This window comes from Amphibacillus sp. MSJ-3 (assembly GCF_018919165.1).
Taxonomy (GTDB): domain Bacteria; phylum Bacillota; class Bacilli; order Bacillales; family Amphibacillaceae; genus Amphibacillus.
Map to the genome: position 1 here is coordinate 1 of NZ_JAHLQM010000022.1, position 16,487 is coordinate 16,487.

Annotated in this window: 16 protein-coding genes and 1 rRNA gene; 6 read left to right on the plus strand and 11 right to left on the minus strand. The window is 37.9% G+C overall.

From position 1 onward, the window contains the following. A 16S ribosomal RNA gene (locus KQI76_RS07830) occupies positions 1-70 on the minus strand; the annotation flags it as partial. Between the two features lie 294 nt (positions 71-364). Next, the gene (locus tag KQI76_RS07835) at positions 365-580 is read right to left on the minus strand and encodes a hypothetical protein (protein ID WP_216399775.1); all 216 of its coding nucleotides are present in this window, start codon (positions 578-580) and stop codon (positions 365-367) included. Positions 581-750: 170 nt separating this feature from the next. On the opposite strand from KQI76_RS07835, the gene pdaB reads away from it, so the two are divergent. Then, positions 751-1,512, plus strand: coding sequence for a polysaccharide deacetylase family sporulation protein PdaB (gene pdaB / locus KQI76_RS07840; RefSeq protein WP_216399776.1), 762 nt, complete (start codon positions 751-753; stop codon positions 1,510-1,512). A 73-nt stretch (positions 1,513-1,585) separates the two neighbouring features. Next, a complete protein-coding gene (gene gerD, locus KQI76_RS07845) occupies positions 1,586-2,221 on the plus strand; it encodes a spore germination lipoprotein GerD (RefSeq protein ID WP_216399777.1) in 636 nt (211 codons plus the stop codon). Positions 2,222-2,307: 86 nt separating this feature from the next. Here the strand turns inward: gerD and KQI76_RS07850 are convergent, their stop codons facing one another. Further along, positions 2,308-3,354: an Mrp/NBP35 family ATP-binding protein gene (locus tag KQI76_RS07850; protein WP_216399778.1), complete on the minus strand. Its 1,047-nt coding sequence runs from the start codon at positions 3,352-3,354 to the stop codon at positions 2,308-2,310. Between the two features lie 62 nt (positions 3,355-3,416). Next, positions 3,417-4,127: an N-acetylmuramoyl-L-alanine amidase CwlD gene (cwlD, locus tag KQI76_RS07855; RefSeq protein WP_216399779.1), complete on the minus strand. Its 711-nt coding sequence runs from the start codon at positions 4,125-4,127 to the stop codon at positions 3,417-3,419. 273 nt (positions 4,128-4,400) lie between these two features. On the opposite strand from cwlD, the gene KQI76_RS07860 reads away from it, so the two are divergent. From KQI76_RS07860 to KQI76_RS07875, 4 genes are all read left to right on the plus strand, one after another. Continuing rightward, the gene (locus KQI76_RS07860) at positions 4,401-5,405 is read left to right on the plus strand and encodes a LacI family DNA-binding transcriptional regulator (RefSeq protein ID WP_216399813.1); all 1,005 of its coding nucleotides are present in this window, start codon (positions 4,401-4,403) and stop codon (positions 5,403-5,405) included. A gap of 284 nt (positions 5,406-5,689) precedes the next feature. After that, positions 5,690-7,078 (plus strand): glucuronate isomerase, encoded by a 1,389-nt coding sequence (uxaC, locus tag KQI76_RS07865; RefSeq protein WP_216399780.1) that lies wholly within the window; start codon positions 5,690-5,692, stop codon positions 7,076-7,078. Positions 7,079-7,086: 8 nt separating this feature from the next. Next, positions 7,087-7,821, plus strand: coding sequence for an alpha/beta hydrolase (locus KQI76_RS07870; RefSeq protein WP_216399781.1), 735 nt, complete (start codon positions 7,087-7,089; stop codon positions 7,819-7,821). A gap of 1 nt (position 7,822) precedes the next feature. Beyond that, positions 7,823-8,500, plus strand: a complete 678-nt coding sequence (locus KQI76_RS07875; protein ID WP_216399782.1) for a rhamnogalacturonan acetylesterase — start codon at positions 7,823-7,825, stop codon at positions 8,498-8,500. A 143-nt stretch (positions 8,501-8,643) separates the two neighbouring features. On the opposite strand, the gene KQI76_RS07880 is transcribed toward KQI76_RS07875, so the two are convergent. From KQI76_RS07880 to KQI76_RS07910, 7 genes are read right to left on the minus strand one after another with little or no spacing between them, the layout of a single operon-like run. Continuing rightward, entirely contained in the window at positions 8,644-10,179 is a 1,536-nt protein-coding gene (locus KQI76_RS07880; protein ID WP_216399783.1) for an extracellular solute-binding protein, read from the minus strand. A gap of 55 nt (positions 10,180-10,234) precedes the next feature. Further along, the gene (locus tag KQI76_RS07885; protein ID WP_216399784.1) at positions 10,235-11,806 is read right to left on the minus strand and encodes a glycoside hydrolase family 43 protein; all 1,572 of its coding nucleotides are present in this window, start codon (positions 11,804-11,806) and stop codon (positions 10,235-10,237) included. A 40-nt stretch (positions 11,807-11,846) separates the two neighbouring features. Continuing rightward, the gene (locus tag KQI76_RS07890) at positions 11,847-12,275 is read right to left on the minus strand and encodes a hypothetical protein (RefSeq protein ID WP_216399785.1); all 429 of its coding nucleotides are present in this window, start codon (positions 12,273-12,275) and stop codon (positions 11,847-11,849) included. Further along, on the minus strand, positions 12,265-13,185 hold the full coding sequence (locus tag KQI76_RS07895; protein WP_216399786.1) for a pectinesterase family protein: 921 nt from the start codon (positions 13,183-13,185) through the stop codon (positions 12,265-12,267). Before KQI76_RS07895 ends, KQI76_RS07890 begins: the two co-directional genes overlap by 11 nt. Beyond that, complete coding sequence (locus KQI76_RS07900) at positions 13,155-14,036, minus strand: dienelactone hydrolase family protein (RefSeq protein ID WP_216399787.1); 882 nt, start codon at positions 14,034-14,036, stop codon at positions 13,155-13,157. The genes KQI76_RS07895 and KQI76_RS07900 overlap by 31 nt, the downstream gene beginning before the upstream one ends. After that, entirely contained in the window at positions 14,036-15,352 is a 1,317-nt protein-coding gene (locus KQI76_RS07905) for a glycoside hydrolase family 28 protein (protein WP_216399788.1), read from the minus strand. Before KQI76_RS07905 ends, KQI76_RS07900 begins: the two co-directional genes overlap by 1 nt. Positions 15,353-15,370: 18 nt before the next feature. Beyond that, positions 15,371-16,477 (minus strand): glycoside hydrolase family 88/105 protein, encoded by a 1,107-nt coding sequence (locus KQI76_RS07910; protein WP_216399789.1) that lies wholly within the window; start codon positions 16,475-16,477, stop codon positions 15,371-15,373. Positions 16,478-16,487 lie beyond the last annotated feature (10 nt).

Sequence of the window (16,487 nt, forward strand, 5' to 3'; positions counted from 1 at the left end):
CGCGCTCGACTTGCATGTATTAGGCACGCCGCCAGCGTTCATCCTGAGCCAAGATCAAACTCTCAATAAAATTGTTGAGTTGTTCTACTCTCATTTGAAGCACTAGCTTCTTCTTACTTCTTTTCTTCTTAACTTTCTTGGTTGTTTGGATTCAGTTTTCAAAGATCAATTGTTGCCGTCTTTTGACGACGAGATATAATATATCATGTTTAATTTGTGCCGTCAATACTATTTTTAAAATTAAATAATTAATCCACTAAATAGTATAGCTAAACCTTACTGACACTTTTTTTGACAACAGAAATTAATATAGCATACCAGGGCGTTCGTTGCAATACTTTTTTTGGCCAAATTAGCTGAATAACTAAAATTTATAATTAGGGATATATTTTAAAACTTCTTGTTCCGTAGCCACTCGGCGAAATAGTTGAAATAATACTTGATAGCGATCATACATAGCTTTTTTTACAATGATATCAATCCGTGTATCTTCTAAATCAAAGATCAATTCATCCATTTCCTTTTTTATCATATATTCCAGTTCTTTTAATTCTTTTTCATTTATAATCATTCCTAGCATAACAATCCCTCATCTCTCTATATTTAAACTTAATCATATAATTAACCCTCTATACCTATTATTTTCCCAAATTGCAAAAAAACAAACCATAATAAGTAGCTCTCTATTCATATTCTATAGTGAGACAAGCATAAGATAAATTATCTAATTTATACAAAGGAGTAATTATGATGTCTTTTTTCTTCGTATTTAAATTTAACCAGCTGAAAAAATACTTTATTGTCCTTGCTTTTAGCTTTATAGTCATTTCTTTACTTGTTTTTAATGCTACTAAGTATTTACAGGTTTTTTCTTCAGAAGAGGATCCTCGCGCATTGATGAAGGGAAACGAGGATAGAGATGAAATTGCTTTAACTTTTAATATTACTTGGGGAGATGAAGTGCTCGAACCTATTTTAGACCAATTAGAAGACGAAAATGTATCGGCCACCTTTTTCCTATTAGGTGAATGGGCTGAACACCATCCGCACTTGGTTGATTTAATCGTTGAAAAGGGGCATGAAATTGGTATGCTTGGTTATCGATATAAAAGCTATCTTAAACAAGATATCAACGAAGTAACAAAAGACCTTTATAAAGCAAAAGATGTATTTACAAAACTAAACTATCCTGATTTAAATTTATTACGAACACCTAGTGGCCATTTAAATAAAGAGGTCTTAACGACTGCTGTAAACCAAGGTTTTCAAGTTATTGATTGGCGAGTAGATCCGAATGACTGGGAAAAACCTGGCGTGAATTATATTGTTGATCAGGTCATGTTAGAGACTGAAAGTGGTGATATTATTTTAATGCATGCATCTGATTCCGCCACTCAAACAGCAGAAGCACTGAAAACTATCCTACCTGGTTTAAAGGAAAAGGGATTTCAGTTTGTAACAATTTCCGAACTCATCACTCAAGCAGAAATCAGCATAAAACCGATTGAATAATTATGACACATATTTATGCTTTAATCTTCTCATATTAAGAGTATCGAAATTAATTTGAGAAGGAGTAAAATCAATGCCTAAAAAATATATAATCATTATTTTAATTATCCTTAGCTTAATAACAGGATGTAGCCCAGGCAATGACCAATCCAATCACAGTCAAGATGGCGGGTATGAGGCAACAAAGAAAATGGTAACAGATATTTTAAAGTCAGAAGACGGTAAAAAAGCCATTGCCGAAGTTATTGCGGATGATTCGTCACAAGAAATCTATGTTATTCATGACGACACTGTAAAAAAAGCCATTGAAGACGCTTTGACTTCCGAAAAGGGGAAAGATTTTTGGTCAAAGATGTTTAGTGATCAGGACTTTGCAAAGGAATTCTCCCTTGCGATGATTGAACAGCAAGAGGATATTTTCAAGCGACTAATGGGCGATGCAGAATATCAAAAGAAAATGCTCGATCTTTTTGCTAATCCTGAATTTGAACAACAAATCCAGTCACAGTTAAAAAGTCAAAAGTTTAAAGGACATTTAGAAGAAAGTATCCAGGAAACGTTAGATTCCCCACTTTTTCAAGCCAAGGTCTCTGAAATTATTGTCCAACATGCCAAAAAAATCGTTGGTGAAAGTGAAGAAGATGGAAAAGAGGAACAGGATAAACAACAATCTGAAAAAGAGGATTCAAAAGGCGAGTCTAGTCAGTAAGTAAATGTCCCATTCTCAAATTTTTAGTGAATGGGACATTAATTATCGTATAGAGCTAAATACTAACTAACTGATTATAACAAAGGTCAAAATTCAACCGTTAAAAGATATTCAGCTATATCCTGGTAAATTTGTCCGATTGGATGTGCTTCAGGATAAACAGAACCGTGCTGATTTGGATAAGGACTAGGTTGACTCAAGGGAATTTGAGCAAGTAATGGGGTATTTAATTCTTTAGTTAAGGCCTCACCACCGCCCTGTCCAAAAACATATTCCTTCTCTCCCGTTAACTGACTTTCAAAGTAGGCCATATTTTCAACGACACCGATGACTTCATGATTTGTGTCTAATGCCATTTTACCAGCCCTAGAAGCAACAAAGGCAGCTGTCGGATGAGGTGTTGTGACGATAATCTCCTTTGAAGATGGAATCATTTGATGAACAGACAAGGCCATATCCCCCGTTCCTGGTGGAAGATCGAGTAATAAGTAATCTAAATCACCCCAGTCAACTTCTACAAAAAAGCTCCGTAGCATTTTACCTAAACGCGGGCCACGCCAAATAACAGGCTCATTATCCTCAACAAAGAAACCCATTGAGATGATTTGAACACCATGTGCTTCAACAGGAATAATTCGATTCCCCTTTAAGGTTGGCCGTTCAGTAATACCCATCATGTCAGGGACACTAAAACCGTAAATATCAGCATCAACGATACCAACTCTTTTCCCCAACCGGGCCAATGCAACGGCAATATTCACGGTCACTGTTGATTTTCCAACACCTCCTTTACCACTTGCAATTGAGATAAACTTCGTATTTAAATAGCCATCTAATAATGAAGAAGGCTCATTTTTATTTGCTTGTAATTTTGCCAATTCTTCAGCCGAAAATTGTTCGAAATGAATCGCTACCGAAACAAAGCCAACACGTTTCAGTTTATTAATAATTTCTTCTTCAATTTTTCTTTCTTCTGGTGAATTTATCTTTCCAATCGCTATCTTTAAACGAACGTGGTCCGAAGTTTTATCTGCTTGAATCTCCCTTACACCATTCGTCTCAAGTAAGGTTTTATTTAAAGTTGGGTCAATGATTGATTTCAATAATGCCATAACTTGCTGTTTGTTTAACACGGTTTAGAACTCCTTTCAATTCATCTACTGCAAGTATAGCACATTCGATTTTTAAGAAAAAATCAATTAAATGATTCAGAGAAGTAGCTTAGGATACCATAGTAAATACTAGCTGCCATTTTATTTTGATAGATCGATTGTTTCAATAATTCACGTTCATCTGGATTTGATAAAAAGCCTATCTCTACAAGGGCTGCAGGTCGGTTAGCGTGTTTCAAGACATAGACACTATTGATGGCTAGTGCTTCTCGATTTGTATTCCCAAGGTTCACTTTGATTTCCTCTTGAATCGTTTCTGCTAATATTTTGGAGCTCGGCTGATTTGGATGATAAAAGGTTTGGGCACCACGCCATTGCGTAGAAGGAAGGGCATTTAAATGGAGCGTAATAAATATATCAGGATCTTTTTCCTCCATAAAAACTACCCGATTTTTGATATCTTCTACTTTTCTTTGAGAAACACCCTTCGTCTGATCATTTGCCAGGTCACGGTCCGTTTCCCGAGTTAAATAGACTTCTGCACCAGCCTGTTGTAAGTAATGTTGTAACTTTTTACTTACAGTTAAGGCTAATTCCTTTTCTAATGTCTGATCTGCACCCACTGCGCCACCATCTGCACCACCGTGTCCAGGATCAAGAACGATGACTTTACCTGATAAAGGGAGAATTAGGGATTCAGTTGAATTTGTGGTTTGTTCAATTGGAGATCGCATTAAAACAATAAGTAAGATAAAACCAGCAATCCAAATGATCAACTTCATTATTCTAGGCATTGTCCATTCCTCCGTTCATACTTACTTAACTATATGGAATAGCTTGGACAAATAGAACATTAGAAAAGCCCATTTAATTCGATTTTTCATATGATAAATCACCTAAAGAAAAATCATAATATCGTGATTAGCTATCCACTTCCGTTCACGTGTGCATTGTTAATATAACAACATTCTAAATAGCATACAGCCATTGACTAAAGCGCTTTTTTATACTACCATTAACTCATGATGACAACCATGAAATAACTTCATGGGAGAAAGGAATTGTTTATGGTTACGATCAAAGACATTGCCAAATTAGCTGGGGTCTCTCATACCACCGTTTCTAGAGCATTGAACAACAATCCACTGATCAAAAAAGAAACCAGGGAACAAATCCAGAAAATTGCGCAGGAATTGCAATATGTACCGAATTTCAATGCCAAAAGTTTAGTTAATCAAAAGAATTATATGATCGGATTATTCTTCTCTAGTATCAGCCAAGGGACAAGTTCTAGCTTCCTTGTCGATACGATCAAAGGGATTCGTTCAATTCTGGACGATAGTTACACCTTATCAGTAGAAGGAATCGAGGATATTCAACATTGGGAGCACATCAACTTCCAGCGTTATGATGGTATTTTGGTAATGAGCCAAAGCGACAGCGACCATACATTTCTTTTACATTTAAAAAAACAGACGATCCCCTTTGTCGTTGTAAATCGACATATTCATGATCCGGAAATCATCAATGTCGTCGCAGATGATGCTAAGGGTGTGACTGATGCAATCGAATATGCGATCTCACAAGGTCATAAGGAAATTGGCTATATCGGCGGCCGAGAAAGTTTCCGTTCTGCCAATGAACGTCGCACTGCCTTGGTAAATTGTCTTAAGAAAAATCAGCTACAGATCAACGAAAACTACTTTACTTCGGGTGATTATAGCCTGGAAAGTGGATTTCAAGCGATGAAAAGGCTACTAAATAATCAAAGTAAACCCAGTTTAGTGTTCTGTGCCAACGATGATATGGCGATTGGCGCCATGCGTGCGATCAATCACTACGGCTTAGAAGTTCCTAAAGATATATCAATTATCGGTTTTGATGATACACCATTAACTTCGTATCTCAATCCACCTTTGACAACTGTTCAAAAGCCACTTAAAAAGATCAGCCAAATCGGAACTTCATTGCTGCTACAATTAATAAACAAGGAAGTCGTCAATGATATGAAAGTAGAGATTCCAACCTCTTTGGTTAAACGGCATTCCGTTACCCAAGTGAATCAAAATTAACAAAAGCAAAAGATATTTCTTTTGTTTTAAACTAAAATGTTAACGTGTTCAAAATGCAGAAGGGAGGGAAAACTACAAGCTAAGGAACAATCCGTTAGTCATCATTCTATCGTTTTATGAAAAGAAGTCTTTGGAAAATAAGTAGAGATTATGAAACAGAATTTACACAGTTTGGGGTAGGGCGTTTACTACTATGCCCTGTTTATCTTTTTTAACCCTACTTATAAAAAATGTAAGAACAGAAGTTGCATGTTAGAGCCATCTAAAAAGAAAGGGAGATAAATATGTTTTTAAATGATGATTTTCTATTAAGTACCGACTGGGCTAAAAAATTATATCATAATCATGCGGCAAAAATGCCAATTATTGATTATCATTGCCACCTAGATCCAAAGGAAATTTACGAAAATAAAAACTTCAGCAATATCACAGAGGCATGGTTAGGCGGTGACCACTACAAATGGCGCTTAATGCGTGCATGTGGTGTACCTGAATCCCACATTACCGGTGATGCTTCTGACTATGAAAAGTTTGTAGCTTGGTGCCAAACTGTACCAAAAGTAATTGGAAATCCTCTATATGCTTGGACACATTTAGAATTAAAGCGTTTCTTTGGTGTTGATTTATTGATCAATGAAGAAAATGCCGATCAAATTTGGAATACAGTCAATGCTAAATTAGCTACGGATAATTTCCGCCGTCGAGAAATAATTAAAAACTCTAATGTGAAAGTCATTTGTACAACTGACGATCCAATCGATGATTTACATTATCATCAATTACTAAAAAGTGAGGAGCAGGCATTTAAAGTATTACCAGCTTTTCGTCCTGACAAAGCTTTGAATTTAGAAAAACCTGAATTTAGCGATTGGGTAGACAAATTAGCAGACGTTAGCGGACAGGAAATCTCCTCCTATCCTCAACTAATCAAGGCTTTAGAAGCACGGATCGATTACTTCCATGAAAATGGTGGGCGTTTATCTGATCATGCGCTAGACATCTTACGCTATCAGGAAGCAGACGAGGATGAACTAGAGACAATCTTTCAAAAAGCGATGAGACAAGAAGCTTTGACTGAGATAGAAATTGATGCTTATCGTACAGAAACATTAAGTCGCTTAATTCAATTTTATCATGCCAAAGAATGGACAATGCAACTGCATATTCATGCCTATCGTAATTGTAACCAGCGCATGTTTGACCAATTGGGTCCAGATACTGGCTACGATGGTCTAAATGATTTATCGTTAACGATTCCTTTACAAAGACTATTGGATCGGGCAGAAAAAACAGATCAATTACCACAAACTATCCTATATTCATTAAATCAAAATGATTATCCTGCTATCATGGCCTTAATCGGTTGTTTTCAAAAAGACAGCGCTGGCAAATTACAATTAGGTTCAGGCTGGTGGTACAACGATACCTATGCTGGTATGCGTCATCAATTGACGATGTTTGCAGAAGGCAGTGTGCTAGCTAACTTTGTTGGTATGTTAACAGATTCACGCAGCTTCTTATCTTATACTCGACATGAATACTTCCGCCGTGTCCTATGTGGATTAATTGGTGAAATTGTTGAACGTGGTGAAGCTCCAGAGGATGAGGCATTACTAGGTAAGATGATAGAAGATATCAGTTATAATAATGCTGCCAATTATTTTGGTTTTTGAGGTCTGACATGAGAATATTAACCGATATAAAAGAAGAATTAACTGAAGAGCCCAAGGAAACAATGCTTTCCTTGGCTCTGCTTGATAAGGAGAAAAGGCCATTTGTCCTTATCTGTCCAGGTGGTGGTTACACTCATCTTGCCATTGAAAAAGAGGGAATTTCGATTCAAAATTGGCTTCATTCTTTAGGATACCACACTGGCATTCTTTCTTATCAAGTTAAAGATATCAATCCTAACCTTTTCCTAGAAGATTTAAATGATGTCATGACTTATCTTAAACAGGAGCAATTCATTTCAAAAATTTTTGTGATGGGCTTTTCAGCAGGTGGTCATGTAGCGGGCCTGATTGGGACAAAGGCGACTGTAAAACCTGATGGTCTACTCCTTTGCTATCCTGTTGTCAGCTTTTTGGAGGCATTTAGTCATCACGGATCTTGTGAGCATTTTCTAGGGAAATATGGATCTGAGCAAGATAAACTAAAATTTTCAATAGAGAAAAATGTTGATTTAAATACGCCACCATGTTTTATTTGGCACACAGCTGAAGATACTTCCGTTTCGATGGCAAACAGTTTGGCTTTGGCTAACGCCCTTAATCAGCAAAAGGTAGCTGTAGAACTTCACATTTTTCCTGAAGGTCACCATGGCTTAGGGATCTTACCAGATGTGCCTCATACCTTGCAATGGAAAAGGTTAGCTGAGAATTGGATAATAAATATGACAAAGGAGCGCGGAAAGTGATATGACTACTGTCTTTATTGCAGGTGATTCTACCGCAGCTGAGAAATTAGCAGAAAAACGTCCAGAAGCTGGATGGGGCGAAAAAATCCCACTTTATTTTAATAAAAAGATCGTATTTTCAAATCATGCGAAGAATGGTCGCAGTACAAAATCATTTATCGCAGAAGGGCGTCTAAATGAAATTGAAGAAAGAATAACTGAAAATGACTATCTATTGATTCAATTTGGACATAATGATCAAAAGTTGGATGATCCTGACCGCGGCACGGATCCATACGGTGATTATCTTGATAATCTCGCTAAGTTTATTACCCTAGCTAACAATCATAAGGCCCAGCCTGTTTTGCTAACCCCTGTCACACGAAGGGATTATCTTGCTGATGGCTGTTTGAACCCGAAAACACTAGGTGACTATCCACAAGCGATGAAGGAATTTGCCAAGAAAGAGCAGATACCCATTTTAGATATCTTTACTCGATCACAGAACTGGCTTGCTCAATTTACCAAAGATGAGACACGGAAGTTTTACTTACACGGAAAGCCGAATGAATGGAGTAATTATCCAGAAGGTGTTGTAGATAACACTCATTTTAGTGAGCAAGGAGCAATGGAAATCGCCCGCATTGTTGCTGAGGCGATTGGGGAAAGTTCATTACCCTTAAAGAGAGATCTCTTGTAGTCGCAATTACTAAGGCTATAAAATGAAAAGGAGTTCCAGTGAAAATCAATTCACCGAAACTCCTTTTTTTGTTCGCTGCTTTTTCCCAGCTACATTTATAAATCTAATTGTTAGAAGTAACAATCACTTGAACACTACTTCTATTATTTATTTTTTAAATAACTTTCTGTAAACTCATCAATAATCTTACTTCCACCATTATTCATGAAAGTATCGATCGCTTTATCGTAATCTTCCATCTCATATTCACCCATCATATATTTATAATAGGCATCTTCTACACCTTCAATTAGGGTAGACCATTCAGTATTATAAGTTTCTGAATTCAGTGATTGAGTTGGGTCGATGATAGCATATTCTTCGTTCTCAGCTATTCTCTCATCTGCTAAGTTTTTCAATTCACTCGTACTCTTGAATGTATCTACTAATTCAGATGGACGAGAAGAAGAGAATGGTTGAACTTCTTGTTGCCATTGATCGTCATCGATTCTAACATACTCGTCGTTTTCATTGATTTCAAAGTGAACGCCTTCGACACCTTCTGTCATCAATCTAAACGGTTCTTCATCCATTAAATCATTGATGAATTGTAGTACAACAGCAAGATCTTCTTCTGTATCTACCTCACTTTTCGGAATTGCTAGCCAGCCACCCATTCCGCCATTTGTATCAGAAAGAATGCGACGTGGAACATCTTTATATGTCATGTCATTAATTAATTCCCATTCCATATTTTCTTCCTCAGTACCTTGGGCTTCAGCTACATAGTTTCGAGCTTCAAATAGACCGGAAAGTACGATACCGCCTTTTCCTTGGATAATGTAGTCCTTTTGATCATTTTTAGCCATAACAGTAAAGTCAGAGTTCATCCAACCATTTTCATAAACATCACGGAACCATTCCATTGCTTCTTTATACTCAGGTTGAGTAAAACTAGGAATAACTTCATCATCATCAGTGATTGTAAACCAGTTTCCTGCTCCAAAGTAACCTGACAGTGAGCGCATACCAACATAGAATGATTCGTTTCGTTCAACAAATCCTACTGTATCATCGACACCGTTTCCATCTGGATCATCTTCAGTGAAGGCTCTAGCTACCTCATACAAGTCATCAAGTGTATGTGGAACATCCAAACCTAGGTTATCTAACCAGTCTTTACGCACTAGGACACCGTAGCGTGCAATTGGTTTTTGGAATGGAACACCATAAATATGCCCTTCAATTCTTGACGCTTCCAATCGGTCTTCTGAAATATTAGCTAAATTCGGATAGTCTTTTAAGTAAGGCTCAACATCCCAAAACATTCCTGAACTTAATGAGTTACGTACTGTCGTATTTTTGATATCTGTCAAACTAACAATATCAGCTAAAGTCCCTGATGCAAGAGCAGCATTGATTCGTTCATCTTTCGACGCATCCGGTACCCAGTTGAATTCGATTTTCATTCCAGTGTACTCTTCAAGTCTTTCTTGAATATCCCCTGAAGGAGGTGCTGGTGTATGCAACATTGCCATCCAGGAAATCGTATCTTTGTCTGATGTAGCAGTATCTTCAGTATCGTTATCTGCCGGTTCGCTATCTACATCTTTATCTGCAGATCCGCCACCGCAACCCACTAATGAAATAGTGAATAGTAACATGAAGCCTAAAATAATACCCCACTTTGCTTTTTTCATCTTCTCTTCCCTCTTTCAATATATTTTTTATATTAGTTTAAATCAGATTGCCCTGTTAAATTGAGGATGAATCTGACTTATACTCAAAATAATTAAAATCTGCATAACATCCAAATTGTTTATCTAAATCTTGGACACCGATTCCAACAAAGTTACCGGTGAATCCACCTGCAAGGAATAACAAATTAAAGGTTTCCCCAATTTCTTGCCACTCACTTTGTTCTGATGACTTCCAATAAAACTGACCCTTTGTCTCTTCTACAACCACTTTTAAGTAAGTTGTATGATCAGTTAATTCAATGATATCAGGAAGCAAGACATTTTCTCCCTGCTTACATTGCATTAACCGCAAAACTGATCCTTTCGATTCATCATAGGTGACATAGCAATAAATATAGTTCTGTTCGCTTAAGAATAAGAATAGTCCAGCCATTTGATTAAATGTTTTCGGATCAAACTCCATCATTGTTTCCGCTTGAAAACGAAAATCCTTCTGTCGGATAGCTAATAAATGCTGTTCAAAAGTGGATTGTGGCGATTCTCCCGAAATCATTCTGAGATAACCTGGACGGGTCGTTAGATCACACCACGATTTTTCAGGCATAATTCTTCGAGCGTTCCATTCCTTAGCCAACGGACCATCAAAATCATCTCGAAAATCTGTATCTATTTCTTGTTGGACTACGGATTTCGTTTCGATCATCGTATATTCTTCTGGAGCAGTAGAACCATTCGCTAACCGAAGCCAACCGTCTTCAGTCCAAATCACTTCTTGGATCGCAGTCTCTCGACCTAAAATAGCCGCTTTTCCTAACAAGGGGCGAGTCGTCAAATAGGCCATATACCATTTACCATTTATCCCTTCAACGATGCTCCCGTGTCCGCTACATTGTAATGGTGATTCGGGTTTATCACTTGCAGTCAAAATTGGGTATTCAGGATCTAATTCATAAGGTCCGGTAATTTCCTTGGCTCGACAAATCGTTACAGAATGTCCTGAACCGGTACCCCCCTCAGCTGTAATTAAGTAATAAAAACCTTGATGATAATATATATGTGGCGCTTCTGTTTTAGCTAGTGGTGTGCCGTCAAATATCTTATATACTTCACCCACTAATTGCTGAGTCGTTGGATCATATTCTTGTAAAACGATTCCCGCAGATTTGTTACCTGTCGTCATCCGATAATCCCAAATTTCATTCAATAGCCATTTGCGCCCATCTTTATCATGAAATAATGATGGATCAAATCCACTAGAATTCAAGTAAATCGGTGAGCTCCATGGTCCAGTGATTGATTTAGACGTGATCAGGTAATTATGACAATCTTTGAAAGGTCTCGTTGTATTTTTTACATCCGTATAAATACAATAATACAAACCATCGTGATAGCTGAGTTGCGGTGCCCAAATACTACAATTTTGCGGATTTCCTCTCAGATCAACCTGATCAGTCAGAATATCCGTTACGTGTTCCCAGTTCACCAAGTCCTCTGAACCGTAAATTCTAATCCCGGGTAACCATTCAAATGAGGATACGGCGATATAATACATTTCACCCCCTTTCAAAATATATGGATCTGGATTAAAGCCTCTTAAAATAGGATTTTGAATTTTGCTTTGTACCATTTTTCTTCCTTTCATAAAATATTTTTATTAATAATCAAATTTAAACGGGTAAATCAACTTGCTTTCTCGCTTTTGCATAGTCATAAAAGCAAAGTCCACCTGTTACAAAGAACGGAAAAGCTAACACAAATGCTATCAGTTGACTTCCTAACAGCGTGACAAGTCCAGCTAAGATATAGCCAATTCCAGCTCCTATCCAATAGCGTTGATTACGAAGAAACAAATTAGAAATAAAAACTAAGATAAGCATTGTAATTACTGTGAAAGCAAACCATGACCCTAAGGTTTTAAACATTAACAAACCTTCTTGATCCGAAAGATGTTTTAATACATCATCAAAAATGGGTAAGAAAACTTTTCGGTATTGTTCCACTGTCATTTTATTAACGATGATACTGAAACAACCAAGAAATACCGTTATAATTGCTGCGGTAATCCCACTGATCCATAATTTCACTTTACGATTCATCTACTTTCGCTCCCTCCACAGTAATCCAATCCTCTCTATTTGGCTTTTCCGCATAAGAACAGTCAATTTCTTCATAACAAACGGTCTGACGCGCCTCTAGTTTATTCCAATCATGCCAACCTTCTGCTATCAATTGCCGGTCAAAGCAACAGTTTTGAAATCTGGTTTTGGCAAAGGAGCGCCAAGGTCGACCCAAATAGTAGGGGCTTTCTCCAGTAACCTGGCAATTCTTAAAGATAAATCCGGCTTGATTTACTTTTGTAGAGGCGGCTGTTAAATAATTGGGTGACTTTCGCTCTTTTCCATGAATCTGACAATCTATGAAAGTAGCTGAACCACCGCCAAATATGAAATCGACTGTTCCACTAATTCGACAGTTTTCAAAAACAACCCTTTGTTGTCCAAAAGTCTTTTTGAGCCAAGCGCTCTCTAAAGGTGTTCCATCCTTATTGTTGTCAGGAAGTGGACCTAAGCAAAGTGTATCTTGATGCCCTTCCAATCGACAGTTGCGCAGTCGAATTTTGTCACCTTCAATATAAAGAGCAGATGCCTGGCCTGCATGTGCATCACTACCAGCCGAATTCATAATTGTAATATTTTCTAGGTAAATTTCTTTACCATTCAAAAAGACAGTTGCTGTCTGAAAGGTTCCTCTCACTTCTCCTTTTTCATTAAGATCATGGGCTGAAAAGTTACCTTCTATCGTTACATCACCTTCACCAACCATGTCTAATGAATTACAGTAGACTTTGATATTCTCACGATAATGTCCAGCTTGGATCAGGATCCGGCAAGGCGCTTGATAAATTTCCGCTTGATCTACCGCTTGTTGAATCGTTTGATAAGCTTGGGGATCACTAGGATCAACACATAGTTCTATCACAACTTCTCCCTTAGAAAGCGCTGCCATAAATAGTCCATCTCCTTCGTTTCCTGATGGCCACCAGTCAGGATCTCACATTGCCAATGATCAGCGTGACCACAATCACGGTAGACCTCTTTCAATTGGGCATCAAGCTGTTTCACTCCGCTTAGCGGACAATGTAGATCATTACGTCCAACCAGGCTTAGGCGTGGGCGAGGGGCAATTAACCTTTGAATATCCAACGTCGTATGGTTTGTCAATATTCCGGGAATATAGTAATAAAACCCATGATGGTCCAAACAACGTTCATTAATCAAACTCTCATAGTCCACTTGACCACCAATATCGACTACTACTTTAATCCGTTCATCCATCGCCGCCAGCCACCAACTCATCATGCCACCCATTGACATCCCCATCGTCGCAATCCTCTGACTGTCGACTTCCGGACGTTGAATGAGGTACGAAAGAAATTGTTGATTATCATACAAACGTAAGCCCCATAATGTATGCCCTTTCAATAAAAACTCTTTGAAAAGTTCACTTTCCTTTTTTCCACGGCGTTCACCAAAGCCCCACATGTCAATGACACCAACCGCATAACCAGCTTTAGTTAAACGACTCAAAAAACTTTCCTGCTGTAAGTAATCACTGCTATGAACCAGTTCGCTCTTACCGCCTGTGAAATTCCCACCATGAGAATGGTTAAATAATACTAGTGGTTGCGGTTTATCACTCGTATATGCAAAATAGGCCGGAACCGTTTCAAGAGTATTCAATGTTATCTGCAATGTTTCTAATGTGTAATTAGCTGTTTCTTGCTTATCTAACAGAACCGCTTCTGGTTCAACCGCCAGTGAAGGACCTAAAAATTGATACAATTCATCTCTTGTCATCAGTTACTAGATCCTGCGATATATTCTTCACCATTAACTTTGCAATGGTGCCAATAGACTTGATCGCTGTTTTCGACGTGGAATCTTTCTCCTTCCACACCATCGATTGTTACATCATTGAAACTAATATCTTCCGCACATCCAATGTAAAAGCCATTTTTGACCATTTCTTCAATCCCTGTCATCATGGCTGGTTTACCTGGTTGAGCATCGTCGGCCATTGAAATTGAGATATTCTGAAAACTAATCTCAGATACGGGTTGTTCCGATAATCCATAGATAAAACCGGCTGAAGCATTAACATTTCGAGCGGTAATATTAGCAAAATGAATTCGACGAAACATCGGTGTCTCTTCAGTAATTGGATAAGGCGTTTTATCCCAAACGTATTTTTCTTTCCCTTTTGGACCACAAAAGTAATATAGGTTAAGAATAAATGGGCAAATGACATTATCCATCACAATATTACTTACTCGAATATCTTCCACAATTCCACCACGACCTCGACGTGACTTCAAGCGAATGCCTCGATCAGTATCTTGAAAGATGCAATTGCTAATCGTCACATTACGAATATCGCCACTCATCTCACTACCAATAACAACGCCACCATGACCATGAATCATCTGACAATTCGTGATCGTAATATTTTCACAAGGGACTCGCTGTGCCGTATCCTCTGTACCAGCTTTTATCGCAATACAGTCATCCCCAACATCAATTTGGCAATTACTAATTCGGACATTTTTACAAGACTCAGGGTCAATCCCATCTGTATTCGGTGAATCAGCTGGGTTTTTGATGCTAATATTATCTACCGTCACGTTCGTACAAATAATTGGATTGATTGTCCAGCTAGGTGAATCAATGACGCGGAAATCTTTCAAGGTCACATGCTCACACGAGTCAAAACTAATCAATTTAGGTCGAGGGAACTTTAATTTTTCCCGTTCATTACGGAAAATATGCCACCATTGTCTTCCATTTCCATCTAGCAAACCAAATCCAGTCACCGCTATATTTTTTGCATCCTCTGCATAAATACAAGAGGCATAAACTTCGCGCTTGACTCCTTCCCAACGTGAAGTCACTACTGGGTAATCTGCTTGGTTATCAGAAAACTTCAAAACACTTCCCGGTGATAAAAAGAGTTCAATATTATCTTTTAAAATGATTGCTCCAGTATAAAATTCTCCTGAAGGGATAACTACTCTACCGCCACCCCTTTCTGCAACATGATCAATTGTTTGATTGATTGCGCTTGTCGCCAAACTTCCATCCGGCTTAGCGCCAAAATCTGTGATAACAGCTTCCATCTTTACTTATTCAGCCTCCTAGCTATCTTTTAAAGGTTCTAAAATTAGACTTGCCTGTAGGAAGGCACCAAAACCTTTGAAATCATTGGTTATAATCGGTTCACTAATGTAATAAACAAAGGAACCATCCCGGCGATCTTCTCCACCTAAACCAGCTACTTGACAGTTACGCGTCAAATTCACCCAGCCTTCATCGGTAAAAAAGACAAATTCCTCCTTCAATCCCTGGTAACTTTCATCAACAAAACTTTGCCATGAGTCAGCAATAAACCCTCGTTTAACAGCTTTCGCAGCTGCATAAACAATCATGCTCGAAGCAGATGCTTCAAGATAGTTACCGTGTCGATCTCCTTGATCCAATACTTGATACCAAACGTGTTTCTCTTTATCACGAACTTGTGCCAATGATTCAAGACATTTTTCAAAAATGACCTTAAGTTCATCAACCTCTTCTTTACCTGAGATAATTTCCATCGTATCAACCAAGGCCATCATATACCAGCCCATTGCACGACCCCAGAAGTTGGGTGAATGACCCGTTTCAGGATTTGCCCAGAATTGTTGTTTCTTTTCATCCCAAGCATGAAATAATAGTCCAGTCTTTTCATCTAAAGTATGTTCGTAACAAAGGGTAAATTGCTTGATAACGTCTGCCAATCCTTTACCTTCTTTAAAGGTAACTAAGTACTGAGCTAAAAATGGAGAACCCATGTATAATCCATCTAGCCACATTTGATGTGGATAAATATTTTTATGCCAAAATCCACCATCCGATGTACGGGGCATCTTTTGAAGTTGCTCAAATAATGTATCCATTGCAACTTTATATTTTGCTTCGCCTGTTTCTTTATAAAGCAAAAACAACAGTTTACCGTTATTGATATAATCTATGTTCATGGCATTCATATTATAGCCTTTGATCGATCCATCGTCCTGGATATAAAAATCCATTGTTTCCTTGATATAATCAAAATAGCTTTGGTCACCTGTTTGATAATAGGCTAGTTCAACTCCTCGAAGGACAACACCTATATCATAAGACCATTTACCATGATAGACTTTCTCTTTCGGTAAGATCGAATAACGTTCAAATAATGTTGTTAATGCTTTTTCAGAAAGTTTCATTAATGATTTC